Annotated in this window: 21 protein-coding genes; 12 read left to right on the top strand and 9 right to left on the bottom strand. The window is 42.7% G+C overall.

Annotated features, from left to right (window positions below; translation table 11 throughout):
* Positions 1–2: 2 nt before the first annotated feature.
* The 3 genes from QXF64_01810 to QXF64_01800 are packed head-to-tail and all read right to left on the bottom strand — an operon-like array spanning position 3 to position 5,755.
* Complete coding sequence (locus QXF64_01810) at positions 3–1,919, bottom strand: hypothetical protein (GenBank protein ID MEM1689230.1); 1,917 nt, start codon at positions 1,917–1,919, stop codon at positions 3–5.
* A complete protein-coding gene (locus QXF64_01805; GenBank protein MEM1689229.1) occupies positions 1,901–4,078 on the bottom strand; it encodes an ATPase, T2SS/T4P/T4SS family in 2,178 nt (725 codons plus the stop codon). The genes QXF64_01810 and QXF64_01805 overlap by 19 nt, the downstream gene beginning before the upstream one ends.
* Before the next feature lie 45 nt (positions 4,079–4,123).
* Positions 4,124–5,755, bottom strand: a complete 1,632-nt coding sequence (locus QXF64_01800; GenBank protein MEM1689228.1) for a helicase C-terminal domain-containing protein — start codon at positions 5,753–5,755, stop codon at positions 4,124–4,126.
* Between the two features lie 57 nt (positions 5,756–5,812).
* Here QXF64_01800 and QXF64_01795 point away from each other — a divergent pair, with 57 nt between their 5' ends.
* The 11 genes from QXF64_01795 (at position 5,813) to QXF64_01745 (ending at position 11,719) form a co-directional block, all read left to right on the top strand.
* Positions 5,813–6,490, top strand: coding sequence for a hypothetical protein (locus QXF64_01795; GenBank protein MEM1689227.1), 678 nt, complete (start codon positions 5,813–5,815; stop codon positions 6,488–6,490).
* Positions 6,487–6,801, top strand: coding sequence for a ribonuclease P protein component 4 (locus QXF64_01790; protein MEM1689226.1), 315 nt, complete (start codon positions 6,487–6,489; stop codon positions 6,799–6,801). Before QXF64_01795 ends, QXF64_01790 begins: the two co-directional genes overlap by 4 nt.
* Positions 6,802–6,832: 31 nt before the next feature.
* Positions 6,833–7,273, top strand: a complete 441-nt coding sequence (locus tag QXF64_01785; GenBank protein ID MEM1689225.1) for a 30S ribosomal protein S19e — start codon at positions 6,833–6,835, stop codon at positions 7,271–7,273.
* A complete protein-coding gene (locus QXF64_01780; protein MEM1689224.1) occupies positions 7,257–7,583 on the top strand; it encodes a DNA-binding protein in 327 nt (108 codons plus the stop codon). The genes QXF64_01785 and QXF64_01780 overlap by 17 nt, the downstream gene beginning before the upstream one ends.
* A gap of 169 nt (positions 7,584–7,752) precedes the next feature.
* Positions 7,753–8,004 carry a 50S ribosomal protein L31e gene (locus QXF64_01775; GenBank protein ID MEM1689223.1) on the top strand — a complete coding sequence of 84 codons (252 nt, stop codon included), beginning with the start codon at positions 7,753–7,755 and terminating at the stop codon, positions 8,002–8,004.
* A gap of 8 nt (positions 8,005–8,012) precedes the next feature.
* Positions 8,013–8,675, top strand: a complete 663-nt coding sequence (locus QXF64_01770; GenBank protein MEM1689222.1) for a translation initiation factor IF-6 — start codon at positions 8,013–8,015, stop codon at positions 8,673–8,675.
* Positions 8,672–8,902 carry a 50S ribosomal protein L18Ae gene (rpl18a, locus tag QXF64_01765; protein ID MEM1689221.1) on the top strand — a complete coding sequence of 77 codons (231 nt, stop codon included), beginning with the start codon at positions 8,672–8,674 and terminating at the stop codon, positions 8,900–8,902. The genes QXF64_01770 and rpl18a overlap by 4 nt, the downstream gene beginning before the upstream one ends.
* Before the next feature lie 4 nt (positions 8,903–8,906).
* Positions 8,907–9,332 carry a prefoldin subunit alpha gene (gene pfdA / locus QXF64_01760; GenBank protein MEM1689220.1) on the top strand — a complete coding sequence of 142 codons (426 nt, stop codon included), beginning with the start codon at positions 8,907–8,909 and terminating at the stop codon, positions 9,330–9,332.
* Positions 9,333–9,334: 2 nt separating this feature from the next.
* The gene (gene ftsY / locus QXF64_01755) at positions 9,335–10,393 is read left to right on the top strand and encodes a signal recognition particle-docking protein FtsY (GenBank protein MEM1689219.1); all 1,059 of its coding nucleotides are present in this window, start codon (positions 9,335–9,337) and stop codon (positions 10,391–10,393) included.
* Between the two features lies 1 nt (position 10,394).
* On the top strand, positions 10,395–11,186 hold the full coding sequence (locus tag QXF64_01750; protein ID MEM1689218.1) for an SAM-dependent chlorinase/fluorinase: 792 nt from the start codon (positions 10,395–10,397) through the stop codon (positions 11,184–11,186).
* Positions 11,183–11,719 (top strand): nicotinamide-nucleotide adenylyltransferase, encoded by a 537-nt coding sequence (locus QXF64_01745; protein ID MEM1689217.1) that lies wholly within the window; start codon positions 11,183–11,185, stop codon positions 11,717–11,719. The genes QXF64_01750 and QXF64_01745 overlap by 4 nt, the downstream gene beginning before the upstream one ends.
* Here the strand turns inward: QXF64_01745 and QXF64_01740 are convergent.
* Complete coding sequence (locus tag QXF64_01740; protein MEM1689216.1) at positions 11,704–12,012, bottom strand: MGMT family protein; 309 nt, start codon at positions 12,010–12,012, stop codon at positions 11,704–11,706. The two genes, QXF64_01745 and QXF64_01740, sit on opposite strands and share 16 nt — an antisense overlap.
* A 43-nt stretch (positions 12,013–12,055) precedes the next feature.
* On the opposite strand from QXF64_01740, the gene rtcA reads away from it, so the two are divergent.
* Positions 12,056–13,120, top strand: a complete 1,065-nt coding sequence (gene rtcA / locus QXF64_01735) for an RNA 3'-terminal phosphate cyclase (GenBank protein MEM1689215.1) — start codon at positions 12,056–12,058, stop codon at positions 13,118–13,120.
* Here the strand turns inward: rtcA and hisI are convergent.
* Genes hisI through hisA form a run of 5 tightly spaced genes read right to left on the bottom strand, consistent with a single transcriptional unit; the run spans position 13,117 to position 16,402 of the window.
* Entirely contained in the window at positions 13,117–13,518 is a 402-nt protein-coding gene (gene hisI, locus QXF64_01730; protein MEM1689214.1) for a phosphoribosyl-AMP cyclohydrolase, read from the bottom strand. The genes rtcA and hisI overlap by 4 nt on opposite strands.
* A 24-nt stretch (positions 13,519–13,542) precedes the next feature.
* Positions 13,543–13,821 carry a phosphoribosyl-ATP diphosphatase gene (hisE, locus tag QXF64_01725; GenBank protein MEM1689213.1) on the bottom strand — a complete coding sequence of 93 codons (279 nt, stop codon included), beginning with the start codon at positions 13,819–13,821 and terminating at the stop codon, positions 13,543–13,545.
* 2 nt (positions 13,822–13,823) lie between these two features.
* Complete coding sequence (gene hisD, locus QXF64_01720) at positions 13,824–15,122, bottom strand: histidinol dehydrogenase (GenBank protein ID MEM1689212.1); 1,299 nt, start codon at positions 15,120–15,122, stop codon at positions 13,824–13,826.
* Complete coding sequence (gene hisB, locus QXF64_01715; GenBank protein MEM1689211.1) at positions 15,123–15,692, bottom strand: imidazoleglycerol-phosphate dehydratase HisB; 570 nt, start codon at positions 15,690–15,692, stop codon at positions 15,123–15,125.
* Entirely contained in the window at positions 15,689–16,402 is a 714-nt protein-coding gene (gene hisA / locus QXF64_01710) for a 1-(5-phosphoribosyl)-5-[(5-phosphoribosylamino)methylideneamino]imidazole-4-carboxamide isomerase (GenBank protein ID MEM1689210.1), read from the bottom strand. The genes hisB and hisA overlap by 4 nt, the downstream gene beginning before the upstream one ends.
* Positions 16,403–16,408: the final 6 nt, after the last annotated feature.

Raw genomic sequence — 16,408 nt, 5'->3', positions numbered from 1 at the left:
TTTTAAGGCATAGCTGGAGAAATCAAGGCCAGAAGTAGGGTCGATAGAACAAAAATTATTGACGACAACAGAGAAGATTTTGATATTGATAACCAGAGCTCCACTTTGTCTCCTGGGGATTTTATCGTTGAGATAAACCAGGCGATTATTACAGAAATTAGTATCGCTGTTATACCCATGATCAAACGAAGAATAGCCAGCTCTTTTGTTTCCATAATTCCAAGCATAAAGGGATACCAAGAAACCCCGGCCGCTTCCATCTGCGTTGTTACAGAGAGCCTCATGCCCGATACTACATCCATCACCCAAACAGACATTGCACAAACTATCGGTACTAGTATTATCGAAATCATCCACAAATTTCCTAATACATCGTTTATTTTCTCTCGGAATCTTTTTTCAGTTTTACGTAACATGTGAATAAACTCGGCTGCAATCATGCATGCCCTGCCAGCAGCAATTTCACTTTCTCTTCTTAGGCTAGAAATAACTGAGATAAAATTGCGAATGAGCGGATTTTCATTTTTGCGCAAACAATGTTCCATTCCGGCGCCAATTTTTTCCATTCTTTCTCCAGCAAGCTTAAGATCTGAAGATAACTCTCCTCTCATTAATTCCGCAGTTTCGATCATCGCTCTGGCGGCGGACTTTCCATCTAACATCTTTGATCCCATAATGTTTAGCGCGTTCTCCCAATCGGCAATCCTTTTCCTTTCTTTTTCTCGTGCTTCGAGCAAAGTAGAATATCCGAGGTATCCATAAAGACTAATCGAAACCCCACTGGCTAGCACTATCCAAAGCGTAGACAAACTCATGGTAAAAATTTCGGCCAGACCAACTCTAAATTCCAGCAAATAGAAGATTCCCGGAAGTGATAATGTAATGAAAACTAAAAAAGGTATCAAAAGTCTGAAGACCATTACTCCTCCGGTGGTATTTTCCCAGCTTGTCTCTAGAACAATTGGATGAATCGTTGAAGGCCTCTTTGCAGAGAGATACAAAGTGAAAGCAAGAAAAACAACGACGAGAAAAGCAGCCAGCCCCACGTAAAATTTGAGATCTATGAACGACAGTCCAAGCACTCCGAGAACCGGAGAAAGACCGATAGTAGCCACAATCAGAAGGGAACCGAAAGTCAGGAAGGCTATTGTCGGCAGTATCAAAGAGTTTAATCTAGTGGAGAGCTGCTCTTCTGATCCCTCTAAGACTCTAACCGGTGCCTTCATTACATCAGAAACACGTGCTTCCTCACTTATCGTTCCACTTGACCGAAGGATGTCAAAAAGTGACTGACCGATGCTATCGTTTGCCTTTCCCCACCTATCGGCGATGTCCGTGAGAAGCTGTCTGAGCGATCCGTATTTTCTCTGTTGCTTCATCTGTAAAAGGCCCAGCCTTATCTCTCTTGCAAGAGCTCCATCCGTGGCTTCTGCTGCTCTGACAAGTGCTCCGTTCAAATCCGGTCGATGATAAAGTGAGAATGCCATGATTGAAACCGTAATAACCGCGTCAGTTTGGGCCTTTGCTGCCAGAGAGGATGCACGCGCCTCTGGATAGAGTAGAAAAATTAACGCAGAAAAGCCTGCAAGCAGGAATCCCAAAATCAGAATATGAAAGTTTTCCACCAAAGATGGGCTAAGAATCCAGAAAATGAAAAAGGAAAGTATAGGAAGTAGTAGGAAAAACAAAAAGCCTGCGAGCCATTCTCCGCCAGTGATGTTGATTCCTGCTTCTTTTAACTTGACAGCTGTTTGCGGGGATAGTTTGTAATCGGAAATGAATTTCCCAAAAATACGATGGGCAAATTTGCAAATTTTTTCAAAAACAGTCGTCTTTTTTGTTCTTTCCGATTCCAAAATCGCTCTAACTTCTTTAAGAAGCGGAAATTCAGGCGGCGGCCTTATTTCTTCTGAAGCCATTTCTTCCACTCCTCAAGAGCCATCACTGGATTCTCCAATTTTCTGAGCAGGGAAAAGTAGACACCATAAGCCTTCGTCACAAATGGCAACTCGAGATATTCATTTTTTCCCGATTTCTGAGATAAGACCAACAGAAATGATTTTAATTTGGCTTCAGCCAAAATTTTAACAAGAAATTCATCAAGATCCATTCCTTGTTTCTTGCATAATTTTGGTATTAGATCGCTTCCACCTTCTTCGGCAGCTTTGAAGCGCAAAAGTCTTGCTGATGATTTCAAATCTAGTTTTGACAAATCTGTTGAATTCCATTTAAAAACGAGATTTTTTGGTCCGCTGAAAAGATTCTTTGATAACAAAATGTCGTTTTGTCTATCATCGCCAAAAATTTCGACGTAAAGCGGGTTCTCCTTCCAGTCTTTTCTAACTTCTGCGATTTCGATTATCCTGCGGATGTTTCCGCTACGCGTTGAAAATCTTGCAGTGCTGATGATCAAATCTATGTATTTAAAGGCTTCAGGATGGAGACCCATTATGTGAGTTACTAAGACAAATGCTTCTCTTTTTTCTCTAGCATGAAAGCTAGCTACCACTGGTTGCGAGCCTTGCCTAACCGCAGCACCAAGAACTGAGCGAACAGCTTCGGAAGATCTAACTTCGGTGATTAGCCAATAACTTTGCCCGCCTCGTAAAAATGCTCTTATCTGTTTCTCCAGCTGTTCAGGATTTTGAGCTCTAACGTCGCTTATCCTATAACCATTCGCTATGAAATCCTCGATATGAAGTTCTTGAGTATCTTGAAAAACCACGATTCTGTTCTGCAGACCTATTTCTGGAATATAGGTTTCTATCTGTGAAGTTTTTGCCGTACCCATTTCTCCGATCACAAAAGCGCTACATCCGATTCTTAAAGCGTTTGAAAGAAAAGCACTCGCAAGTGGACTCAGTGTTCCACGGAAAATAAAAAGAGGCTGTGTCCATGGCTTAACTCTTCTTTTTCTCACTGACATTTCGACGCTTTTAGGCCATATTGCTGGATCTCTGCTTATGAAGACTCTCATGCCAAGTTCGGGAATCTCCGCGTCCAACTGTGGCCTGACTTCGTCAAAGGAGGTTCCTAAACGAGAAGCTATTGACTCACCGAGCGAAAGAAGAGATGGTGTGTCCCAATAAATCCCCGTCTCCAGTCTTCCCCATTTTTCATGCTCAACCATTAGAGGTTGTAGTTCTGGCGGAGCATGCACGTAAATGTCTGTGAGATAATCATCACAACTGAACGGTTCCAGCAATCTGTATGTTATCCACGACGCAAGAATCTTTGATAGTTCATGTATCCGTCTGCTAGAAATTTCATGGGTTCTGCTCCGAATTGAGTGTAACAGAGCAACATACCACTCTTCGGTGAATGTGTGTGCAATGTCATGAAAAGAAAATTTAGCATGGGGAGGAGGTTCGTCGAATTGAACATTAAAGGCCGAATACAAAAGTTCTAGTTCTTCCTTAGGTATGTGAAATTCCGGCAGATCCAGTTCGTAAAAAAGGACTGGTGAGTCTTTCCTTTCCCAAATTCTAACAAGCCCTCTTTTGTTTCTCAGCTCATATTCATCCACCAGTTTAGAACCTTCTGGCGGTGGATTCCATATACCATCAACAAAGAATGGCTTCTTTCTTTCGCAGAAGATTTCAGCGTAGCTTTTTCCGCTTGTGAAATCTTCGAAAAGAGAAATGATTTCAGAAAACAAATTTTCTCGTGCGACCGAGGCGCACTTAACGCATTTATTATCTTTCTTCGTCGCTCGTTTTTCGGGATTCACAAGTTTTTTAAAGAGAAGAGGCTCTTTAGGCAGGTCTTCCAAGATCTTCAGGATAGCCTCTTTTCTCTTTTGTATGCACTCGTTACATTTTTTCTCATCATACTTGCTATAGGAAAGGTCATCCAACGCTAATCTTTTCGCAATGGCGATTGCTCTAGCTATTTTGTGGATTTTTTCAGAAAGATACACTCGTACGATTGGACCATCGAGAAGGACTCTGTGGACATCGGCCTCTTTTTGCAATTCTTCAATTACCTTCCTTCTGCATTCGGCATCATCTAAAGAGGAATCCTTAAATTCGTTAAAACATGCCACGCGCAATGGTCCAGATATTTTTATCTCAACCATATGTTTATCTTAATTAGAGGAAGTCTCATCTTTTTATATCTGCTGTCATCCCTTTTCGATTATTTCGCCTTTCCAGACTCTTCGGAGCATTTCATGACAAATGAGATCTGGACTCCAGAACTCTGCTTTGTCGTGCGGTGACCTAAGTACTCTCCCTATTTGCTGGATGAAGCTCCTGTCCGCCATGTCACGATAGTACAACCAGAATGCTTTATCTCCCAATCGTTTTTTCATTCCTTTTAAGAGTGGATCTTCAACTTCGGGAAAAGGAAACTTCAAAAGTATTATGCTTTTCATGCCCTTTAGATCGGCTCCTCTGTCCATTTTAGAGGAAAGAAAAATGTTTTCTAATTCAACCATATCGTCTGAAGAAGTTTTCAATTTCTCGAATAGCTCGATTGGGAGATACTTAAAAGCATGTACTGGGACGAATGCCGGCTTCTCTGCCAGTTCGAATATCTTGTATAAGCATCTCCAATATGCTTCACGAAATTCCTCTTTCGTCCAATTTTCGTGCCGAACAACAACTTCATGACCCGATTTTCTTCGTATTAGAGTACCTGGAAATTTTGTTTCTCCCTCAACTATGATCGGCTCTATTCCGAAGATTTCTCTCAAAACGCTGCTCGATTGTATCGTCGCACTCATAAGCAACCACCGGCATTTTAGCTTCTCAAATATTTTTCTAAAAACTGGTCTTGGATCTGGAACTAAAAATAGGAGAGAATTTTCCCTTTTCTCGCACTCAACCCATTCCTCATGCTCAACCACCGCTTTCAATTTCCAAAGAAGTTCGTCCCCAGTCTCGTCGAGCTCCTCCAAAAGCCCCGCGAAAAATATCGCAAACTCAATCGGATCGGTATTGCCTTTCAAAACCTCGTTCCAAAAACTTTCTAACTCTTTTTTAAATTCCTTCTGATCACGTAAAAAATCTGCAATTTTTTCCACATGCCTTTCTGATATAACGGTTTTCAGAGCGAGTGAATCTAACCATTCATCGGCCTCATCAACCACAGTTATTGGGACCTTTGGAATCCTACCAATCATGACTTCGGCCATCCATTTGGCGGAATTCATTATCGTGACGTCAGCATCCACATAAGCCGTGAATTGTTTCCAGTAAGGGCATTCTCCCTTTAAACAGAGTAACCATTCCCCACCTACTCCGATATATGGCAATTTTTCCGCATCTTCTATTTTACTTCCGTAAGATTTCGGAAATAGAAATCCCCAGTGACGGCAGTCCTTTAAAGCATCTAATCGTCTCTCGCCGGCAGATTTTTTCAGAGGCCTTCGACACGGTATTGTCCTCGACGCAGCGGTTCCATCATGGCCTTTATCCTGCAAGTAAAGACAAGGAAAATTTCTTCTTCCCTTCATAACACCCAGCTTTGCCCTTGAACCGTTGAATTTCACGAAATACTTTTCCTTCTCATAACTGCGTGCGTATTGATCTGAGAGCACTTTTGTTGGTACAGAAACTACGCCCTTACCAAATTCCAACGCAGTTCTTATTCCTACAACTGATTTTCCGCTACCTACAACGCCCTTGAAGAAAACTATGTCTGAGCTTTCAAATGCCTCTAAAATTTCCTCTATTGCGTCTAGCTGTGTTTTGCCAGAAGAATATACGCGAGGAAGTAGCTCTCCACTATCATCATAAAGGCCTAGTCTCAATTTCCCACATCATATCTTCTGCAATTCTGCTATTTATGAAAAAACATAAGATAGAAAATGATGCTTCACTTGATAATCGCGGACGCAGAGCTGGAAACCGTTCCACCAGAAATAGCCAAACATAAAGTAATTACTTGGTATGCGAGGAAGAAGGGTAGAAAACCCACAGAAATCATCCTCAACTCAAGCTTACATTATCAGGCAATGCGTAAATTACCAGACTATGAGAGAAGAGGGAGGCCAGACATCGTTCATTTCTGCCTTCTAACCGCTTTGGATTCTCCGCTGAATATGGAAGGCTTGTTAAGGGTTTATGTGCACACAAGACAAGACAAAATCATAACAGTAGATCCAACTGTTAATCTTCCCCGGATGTACAACAGGTTCGAGGGTTTGATGGAACAGCTTTTTCTCACAGGGCGAGTGCCTCCAGAACACCCTCTTTTAATCCTTGAGAATGGCTCTCTTAGAAGTCTTTTGAACGAGTTTCGTTCTGAACACAAGATAGTGATGACTGAAAAAGGTAGGAGAAAAAAGATTTCCGAAGTTTTCAAAGATTTTGAAAAAAGCGAAGACGTGTGCGTTATAGTGGGTGGTTTCCCTCATGGAGATTTCTTAACGAATATCGAATCGCTTAACGCGGAACTTGTAAGCATTTACGAAAAACCACTTACTGCCTCAACTGTTGTATCACGAGTGATCACCGCCTTTGAGCAGAAGATGGGAATCTTATGAACAAATGGAAAAAAATTGCTCTAGAAAGAATAGAAAGGCTTCTGGACTTAGCGGAAGAAATCTATGAGAGCAATCCTCAGCTGGCCGAAAGATACGTGCAATTGGCATGGAAAATCAAGACCAGATACACCATCAGATTTTCAAAAATTTTAAAGAGAAGATTCTGCAAAAAATGCTTTTCTATTTGGATTCCCGGAAAAACCGTTAGAGTCAGAATAAAAAGGGGCATAATCATTTGGAGTTGTCTATCATGTGGAAGAGTGTATCGGATACCCTTTAAACAGCAAAAAGTAAAAGAGAAGATTAAATAACATACGCTAAAGAAATAAGGTGGTATCTCGTATGAAAGTCGAACAGGTAAAGGCGTCTGTGATGATAGACAGGCTAAAAGAAGAGCTTAAAAAGTATAAGGAGCTGGAACCACCACACTGGAGTTATTTTGTAAAAACCGGAGTACATGCAGAGCGTCCTCCCATGCAACCGGACTGGTGGTACATCAGAGCAGCATCGATACTCAGAAAAATCTATTTAAAAGGTCCAATAGGGGTTTCTAGGCTTCGAACGATATATGGGGGAAGACAAAGAAGGGGACAGAGTCCGGAGAAATTTAAAAAAGGAGGAGGAAAAATCATAAGAACCATCCTCCAACAACTTGAACGGGCGGGTCTTATTGTAAAAGTAGATAAAAAAGGAAGAAAACCGTCCAAAACTGGCGTTGAGCTACTTGAAAGACTAGCAGAAGAAATTTTGTCAAGGGGTGAGGAAGGTGGACGAGGAGCTTGAGGAACTGCGGAGAAGAAAGCTGATGGAGATGCAGGCTAGGTTGGAAGAACAGAGAAGGCAAGAAGAATTGAGAAAACAATTTGAAATTCAGAAGCGACAGATTTTGCAGCAAATTCTCACACCAGAAGCGAGAAGTCGACTCGCAAACTTGAAAACCGCCCATCCGGAATTCGCTGAACAGTTAGAACTGCAACTGATTCAGCTGGCGCAGGCGGGCAAAATCGTGTCCCCAATAACGGATGAGCAATTAAGAACGATCCTTAGCAAACTAGCAGAAAGAAGGAGAGAAATCAGAATTCGGAGGTTGTAGGAAATGGCGAAAAATAAGCCCGCACCACTGAAAAGGAGACTCATCAGAGCTGGAAAAAGGACTAGACGAGCACCAATGTGGGTAATAATAAAAACCAGAGGAAAAATTCGTGGTTCTATTAAACAGCGGAGCTGGAGAAGACAGAGAATAAAACCGTGAGGAGGAGAGGATGCCTGAAGAAAGAATATATGTTGTGCCTCTTTCTAAGGCTAGAGAGGCTCCGAGATATGCTAGGTCAAAAAGGGCAGTGGCTCTTCTGAAAAATTTTGTAAAAAAACATGTAAAGTCTGAGAAAATCTTCATAGACCCTAAGCTGAATGAGATGATCTGGGGAAGAGGAGCCAGAAAGCCACCAACCAGAGTTCGTATCAAGGTTGTCAAAGAAGATGATGGAACTGTCAAGGTATTCTCGGCAGAGTAGGTATTTACATGCCCGTAAGAAGAATGGATATAAATAGGATTCCCTTTATTGGTGCATATGCCTTCTGTAATGATAAAATCGTGCTTTTCCCGAAAAATGTACACCTTCACCCAGATGAATCCAGTATACTTGGTGTACCGGCCGTGTACACTTTAATTTCAAAAAGCCCACTTCTGGGAATTTTATTGGCCGGAAACTCAAACGCAATAGTTTGCTCAGAATTTTTTGAGCTTGAAGAGGAGGAAAAAATAAGAGAAGTGGGTGTAGAATTGCACCACATTCCGGGAAAACTCACCAGTTTTGGAAATCTTGTTTTAGCAAATGATTATGGAGCAATTGTCAGTCCGGAGTTTCCAGATAAAACCGTGAAGCTTCTTGAAAAAGCGCTTCAAGTTAAAGTAGTTAAGAGCACGATTGCTGGCAGACCGTACGTGGGTTCACTTGGAGTGGCAACTAACAAGGGCGTTCTTTTACATCCTGAAGTTAAGGAAGAAGAGATGAAAATCATCGAGAAGACATTACAGGTTCCCGCCGACGTCGGAACTGCCTGCGGAGGCGTAAGCTTTTTGGGCATATGTATAATAGCGAATTCTCGAGGAGCGGTAACAGGAAGCACCACAACCGGACCGGAGCTTGGTAGAATAGAAAGTTCACTGGGGTTGATGGAATGAGGAAAAGAATCTTCAGGATTGAAGGAAGTTTCAAACAGGGGTTATGGAAGCAGAAGTTTAGAAAAGAGATCATTGGTTTCTCGGAGCGTCAAGTTCTGGAAAAAGTACTTTCAGATATCGGAAGCAAACATGGGGTCAAAAGATGTATGATCAAAATAGAAAAAATCGAGGAGATTTCTCCGGAAGAAGTAAGAGATCAGAGAATTAAACTTATGCTTGGGGGATGACATCATGGAAAAGGAGGAAAAATTGAGAGATGCTTTTTCTCAACTGAGCAGTTATCGAGAAATGGCAAGAATCTTGCAACAGCAAATAGCGGAATTGACCAATGTACGTTCAGAACTATCTATGACGCTTAATTTTCTGCAAGAAATGAAGAAAATGAAAGAAGGTGACCAAGTTCTAGTGCCTGCGGGTTCTGGTCTGTTTGTAAAAACGAGACTTGATTCTACCGATCATGTGCTGGTGGGAATAGGTGCCAATGTTGTGATCGAGAGAACACCGGTCGAGGCCCAACAGATTTTGGAGAATCGCATAAAAGAAATCGATGAAACATTGCAAAACTTGCAAGAAAGCTTAGCTAAGGTAGAGGAGAAGATTAGAGTACTCGCGCCCGAAGTAGAGCGTTTAATGCGAGAAAAACAGAAGGAAATCTGAAGATGTTCGGAAAACTTAAGGAAAAACTGAAAAAGGTTAAGGAAAAAATAAGCGAGAAAATCAAAAGAGGAAGGGAAGAGGTAGAGGAAGTCGAAGAAGAAGAAAAACCAGAAATCAAAAAACCACAAATTCAAAGAGAAATTGTTCCGCCTCCGCCGGAAAAGCCAAAAAGAACGGTAAGAAGAGCAATCAAGAAAATAATCTTTCGCAAACTCTCACCAGAAGATCTGGAAGACATAATATGGGACCTTGAGGTTTCTCTGCTCGAGAGCGATGTCGCTCTCCCGGTAGTAGCTTACGTTACCGAGAAATTAAAAAGTGAACTTGCCGAAAAGAAGATCAAGGCCGACGAAGATCCAAAAAAAGTCGTGACAGAAATTCTTAGAAAAATTTTGTTGGAAGTGTTGACTCCTAAGGAAAAGCTAGATCTACTCGAATTGATCAAGGAAAAGAGGAAAACTGGAAATCCGGCCGTCATAGTTTTCGTTGGAATAAACGGCACCGGAAAAACCACTACGATTGCCAAGCTCGGAAAATTCTTGAAAGATAGAGGATTTAAGGTAGTGCTAGCTGCCGCAGACACGTTTAGAGCCGCAGGGATTGAACAGATTGAGATTCATGCTCAAAGACTGCAAATCCCGGTAGTAAAACAACGCAGAGGAGCTGATGCTGCGGCAGTAGCCTACGATGCAATACAGCATGCAAAAGCAAATGGATACGACGTCGTTCTCGTAGACACGGCGGGGAGAATGCAAACTGATGTAAATCTGATGGACGAAATGAAGAAGATAGTCAGAATTAGCAAACCCGATGCTGTAATTTTCGTTGGTGACGCATTGGCCGGCAATGATGCAGTAGAGCAGGCGAAATCTTTCAATGAAGCAGTGGGCATAAGCGGATCGATACTTTGTAAGATGGATGCAGATGCGAGAGGAGGGGCTGCTCTTTCCGTCGCATATGTCACTGGAAAGCCGATCATCTTTCTGGGTACTGGACAAAGCTACGATGACATTATCGAATTCAAGCCGGAAGAAATTGTGAACATTCTTCTCGGTGATTGAGGTGGTCAATCCACTGATTGCGCTCATCACGGATTTTGGGAATAGAGACCATTTTGTAGGTGCGATCAAAGGTACGATACTGACGATAAATCCAAATGCGATCATTGTAGACATATCACACGAGATCCCAAAATTCGATATCTGGACTGCTGGATTTATACTATATAACGCTGCAAAATTTTTTCCAAAAGGGTCTATTTTCGTAGCAGTCGTTGATCCAGAGGTCGGAGGCAAACGAAAGATAATTTTGTTAAAAACCACGGATGAGAAATTCTTCATCGCTCCAGATAATGGGTTATTGACTTTTGTGCACAACAATCTGAAGGTCGCATGGATAAGAGAGATTAGAAATCGAAAAATGATGCTTCCAGATATCTCACATACTTTTCATGGAAGAGACATAATGGCACCAGTGGCTGCCCATTTGTCTCTGGGAGCAAACCCCGAAAATGTCGGACCTATACTCAAAAGAATTAAATTACTAAATGTGGAAGATCCGGAAAGAATCGGAAAAACCATTTATGGACAAATCTGGCATATAGATGACTTCGGAAACGTTATCACGAATATTCCTCGTGGTTTTGTTAAATTTTCTCCTCATAAAAAGTTAGAAGTGACATTCCAGACCGCTTCCTTAAAGGCAATTTTCGGAGAAACCTTTGCAGATGTAGCAGAGAAAGAAAACGTTGCCTACTTTGGAAGCTCGGGTCTTTTAGAAATCGCAAGAAATCGTGGTGATCTAGCCAAGGAGCTAAAGGTTAAAACCGGGCAGAGGATTATCATCCGGTGGTGAAAGTGGTCAGAAGAGGTCTATTCATCGGAAGATTTCAGCCTCCACACAAGGGACACATACAACTGATAAAACAGATTATGCGAGAAGTTGATGAGCTAATTATCGGAATTGGCAGTGCGCAGGAGAGCCACACATTGGAAAACCCATTCACAGCTGGCGAACGGGAGTTGATGCTGATAAAAGCTCTTGCCGAAGAAAAGATGGACCTATCCAAAATACACATAATTCCAATTCCAGATGTTAACAACAACGCAATATGGGTTTCGCATGTTGTCTCACTTTCCCCACCTTTCCATGTCGTCTACTCTGGGAATCCGCTTGTCAGGAGGCTTTTCAAAGAAGCAGGTTACGAAACCAAAAGTCCACCGATGATAAAGAGACGAATTTATTGGGGCACTGAAATCAGAGAAAGAATGCTAAAAAATGAAAACTGGCGCGAGCTCGTACCGAAAGCTGTAGTTGAAGTAATCGAGGAAATAAAAGGAATAGAGAGATTGAAAGAACTTTCGAAAACTGACTATCTCCTTCGATGAATCTTAAAATAAAACATGTATCTTTTTAGGTCGACCCTGCCCTTTGATATTTCCACACCTTCTTTACGAAGGAGCTCTTCTTTTTTCTCTGTTCCAAAGACATATCCGCCGAGATGTCCGCTGGATTTGATAACTCTGTGGCAAGGAATAAAAATTGGAGCTGGATTGTTCGCGAGTATTTTTGCAACTGCACGCCAGCTGTTCGGTTTACCAGCGGCTAGTGCGATTTCTTTATAAGTGGTTACTTTTCCGACTGGTATTTTTCTAACCAACTCTAGCACCGTTTCTTTCAAACTCATACATATTCTTTTTTGGTTGAAATCTCTTATTTGAGTGATGCTCGAGATAGATGGATCTATTGGAGAAGGCGGAGGCTCCGTGGTCAGGATATCTACTGCTATTTGTGCCTTGCTTGGAAAACCTGTCAGAATCTTCAACATCCGTGCAAAAAGACCAAAACCTGGTTTGCAGCCTCAACATTTGAAAGCGATAAAAGCTCTTGCGGAAATAACTAGTGGAGAAGTCAAGGGTGCGCAAATCGGGAGTACGGAGATACACTTTTACCCGGGTAAGATTTTAAGTGGAAATTACAGGATAGACATAGGAACTGCTGGAAGCACCACTCTGATTCTTCAAACCATTATGCCTCCAGCCGCCTTCGCCGATGGCTCAATCACAGTAGAAATTTCGGGGGGAACGGACAATCCCATGGCTCCACCGATTGATTTTTGGAAAAATGTGACTCTCAGAATTCTGGAAAAAATGGGATACCGGGCTAAAATAGAATGCTTAAGACGAGGACATTATCCCGTGGGCGGAGGTTTAATCAAGGCCGAGATCGAACCGATTGAGATCCTCAAATCAATTGTTCTCACAGAGCCCGGCAAGGTCGAGAGAATTCTTGGAATTGCACATTCGGTCAAACTGCCACCAAACGTTGCACAAAGAATGGCACATGCCGCGACCAAAAAGCTTTTGAGAGCAGGATACTCAAATATCGAAATTAAGAAAGAAACATACAAACCTGAAGAGGATCCACACCTTGCTCCCGGAGCCGGGATAACCCTCTGGGCCGAAACCGAAAATGGATGCATTCTAGGAGCCAGTGCTTTGGGAAAGCCAGGCAAACCTGCCGAGAGAGTTGGAGAGGAAGCTGCCAACAAACTTGCAGCACAACTTTCTAGTGGTGCGGGTGTCGATGAACATTTGGCTGACCAGCTTATTCCATATATGGCAATAGCTAACGGGAGATCTGAAATAAGCTGCGCTAAGCTAACTCTCCATACGATGACTAACATAATACTCATGGAGAAAATTGTCGGTGTTAGGTTTGATATAAAGGGCGAGATGGGAGAATTTGCTCGAATTTCGGTTGAAGGAATTGGTTTCAAAAAATCCTAGGACCTGTAAACTTTTTCTGGATCGAAGATCTTTTTCTCCACTACTTTGATGCCTTCTCGTGTTAATTCACGATAAAAGCAGCTCTTGTAACCTTCGTGGCAAGCTCCCCCCACTTGTTTCACGTAATATAAAATTGCATCTCCATCACAGTCAATTCTTATTCGCTCTATGTATTGGAAATGTCCTGATGTCTCACCTTTCAGCCAAAGTTTTCTTCTCTCTCTGCTCCAGAAGTACATTCTACCTTCTGTAAAAGAACGCTTAACCGCTTCGCGATTTTGATACCCAACCATCAAAATTTCCTTTGTCTTTGAATCGCAGACAACAGCTAAAACTAATCCGTTTCTGAATTTGAGCCTTTTGATAACATCGTTCGCCCGTTTCTCCGAAAGTTTCATCACACTCCACGCCCCGGCTTTTGATTACCTGCGCCTTTTTTTAAGTTCATCCATTACTTCAGCTATGTGAACATCTTTCTCGGCCATCAAAACCAATGTGTGGAAAATTAAATCCGCTGCTTCGTGTATTATTTCCTTCTTCTCCTTTTCTCTTGCTGCCTCAACTAGTTCACTTGCCTCTTCTAGAACCTTGTCGCTGGCTTCTCCAGTAGAAAGAAGTTTAGAAACATAGGAGTCGGGTTTCGGATTTCTTTTTCGATCGAGTATTACCTCGAATATTTCATCCAAAATCTCGGTTCCCATCCTTAATCCTCCCTTTGAAGTCTCACCTTTACGCTTAAAGAATGCGCCTCAAGATCCTCAACCTTAGCGATCGCATTAACGATCGGAGCCAATCGTTTTAAGCCCTTTCTAGTGAGCTCTTGAACACTCAAAATCTTCAGAAAATCTAAAACCGAAAGCCCTGAACGAAATCTCGCTTTACCTCCAGTGGGGAGAATGTGGTTCGGTCCGGAAGCCAAGTCTCCAACAGCTACCGGAGAAAAGCTACCTAAGAATATCGCTCCAGCGTTTCTGACTTTTTTGAGATATTTCTTGGAATTCTTCACAACAAGCTCCAAATGTTCCGGAGCGTAATCGTTCGCAAAATCTATTGCTTCCTGAAGATTTTTTACTAAAACTATCAATCCGCGTCTATTGAGAGACTCTATAACTATATTTTTTCGAGGGATTTCGACCAAAAGTTTCATAATCCATTTTTGCGTTTCTCTTGCTAGATCGCGACTCGTGGTAACGAGCACGCAGGCGGCTTCCACGTCGTGTTCCGCTTGAGCGATGATGTCTGCAGCAAGAAAAACTGGACTGGCGCTCTCATCAGCGACGATGAGCAATTCAGTTGGCCCGGCTTCAAAATCCACATCGACAACGGATGAGACCAACCTTTTGGCAGCGGAGACGTAGATATTGCCGGGACCAACAATTTTATCAACTTTTGGAATACTTTCGGTGCCGTATGCCATTGCCGCGATTGCTTGAGCTCCACCTACTCGGAAAACTGCATCCACTTTCGCTATCTTTGCCGCAGCCAGAATTACAGAATTGACACTTCCGTCGCGCATTGGCGGCGTGCAAACTATTACTTCCTTCACACCGGCCACCTTTGCCGGAACCGTTCCCATCAGAAGAGTAGATGGATATCTAGCTTGTCCTCCAGGAACATAGACCCCCACTCTGTCTAACGGCCTTAAGACTTGACCTAAAGTTACTCCTTTCGAGATTTCGGCAAACCATTCCCTTGGAAGTTGTTTCAGGTGAAATTTACGAATTGCACGAGCCAGATTTTCCAAGGCTTTGATTGTCTCTTCATCACAAGCCCTAACCGCCTGCTCTATTTCATCTTCAGATACCCTAAGCCTCTTTTGGAAAATCGTTACTTTATCGAATTTCTTTGTATACTCCAGCAATGCTCTGTCACCCCTTCTTCTCACATCATCAACTATCTTTGCGACGTCGCGGAGAACAGATTCTATGCGAATCTCAGATCTCTTCAAAAGCTCTTTCCGTTCTTTTGGAGAGCATTTTGAAAGCTCTACCACTCTCATCATCTAGAGTACACCCTTTGTGCTCGGGATACCTCCTCCGATTTGTTTTACTGCTTCTCGAAGCGCTGCCCCCAAAGCCTTGAAAGCCGCCTCAATCTTGTGGTGATCATTCTTGCCCTTTAAAACAATAACGTGAAGATTAAATCTCCCATTTTTCGCAAAAGTATCTAGGAAATGTTCCAAAAGATCTGCACTTATGTCCTCGATTTTCCTAGCCTTGGCCTTAAGAGATATGTCTGAATAGGCCCTACCGCTCAGATCGACAGCAACGAGAACCAAGGCGTCATCCATTGGAACTACCGCAGTTCCTATCCTCGCTATGTCTTTCTTTTCTCCAAGCGCTTTGTCCACAGCCAGACCAAGACATATGGCAACATCTTCCACAATGTGGTGCTTCAAATCACCAGTAGCAGTCACCTCTAGGTCAAATCGTCCGTGCTTTGCCATGGACGCCAACATGTGATTTAAAAATTCGATTCCGGTTTCAATAGAAGATTTCCCTGAACCGTCTAAGTTGATTTTTACCTTTATGTCCGTTTCCTTCGTTTTGCGGTGAACTGTGCAATCTCTCATGTTGACGCTACCTCCATCGCCTCTTGCAAACTAAATCTCCCATCATATAACGTCTTTCCGATGATCACTCCATAGACTCCAGTCGATTTCAGTTTTCGTATATCATCGAGATTTCCGACGCCCCCAGACGCTATAACAGGCAGATTTGTCAAAGAAACCAGCTTTCTCGTTTCTTCTATATCTACTCCAGACATTTTCCCCTCCACGTCTACGCAAGTGAAAAGGAAACCCCAAACGCCTTTCTTCTCAAAATTTTTCACAGTTTCCTGAGGACTTAGATCTACCGTTTTCTGCCACCCCTCCACAGCTATCTTTCCACGTCTAGAGTCAATTGCTATAACCAATTTTTTCCCTCCAAATTCGCTGATAAGCGCGTCCAAGAGCTCCGGATTCCTAATTGCGATTGTTCCAACTGCTAAACGCTTGGCTCCGGCCATTATCAGCGATTTTGCTCTTTCGAGAGTTCTTATCCCTCCACCTACTTGGACTGGAATTTTGATTTCGCTAAGAATCTCCAAAATCTTTCCCAGATTGTCCCCTAAGCCGAGTGCTGCATCGAGATCCACCACGTGCAAGCATTTTGCCCCTTCTCTTTGCCAATTCTTCGCCCACTCAACAGGGTCTCCGTAGATCTTCGCGGTTTCTATCTTTCCCTCCACCAGCTGTACGCACCTTCCTTGGCTTATGTCTACTGCCGGGATGATAAGCATGCCGTC

This window comes from Candidatus Hadarchaeales archaeon, assembly GCA_038823825.1.
In the GTDB taxonomy this organism is placed as follows: Archaea; Hadarchaeota; Hadarchaeia; order Hadarchaeales; family Hadarchaeaceae; genus JAVZGN01.
The sequence above is the reverse complement of the archived record's forward strand: the minus strand, read 5'-3'. Positions and strand labels throughout refer to the sequence as shown.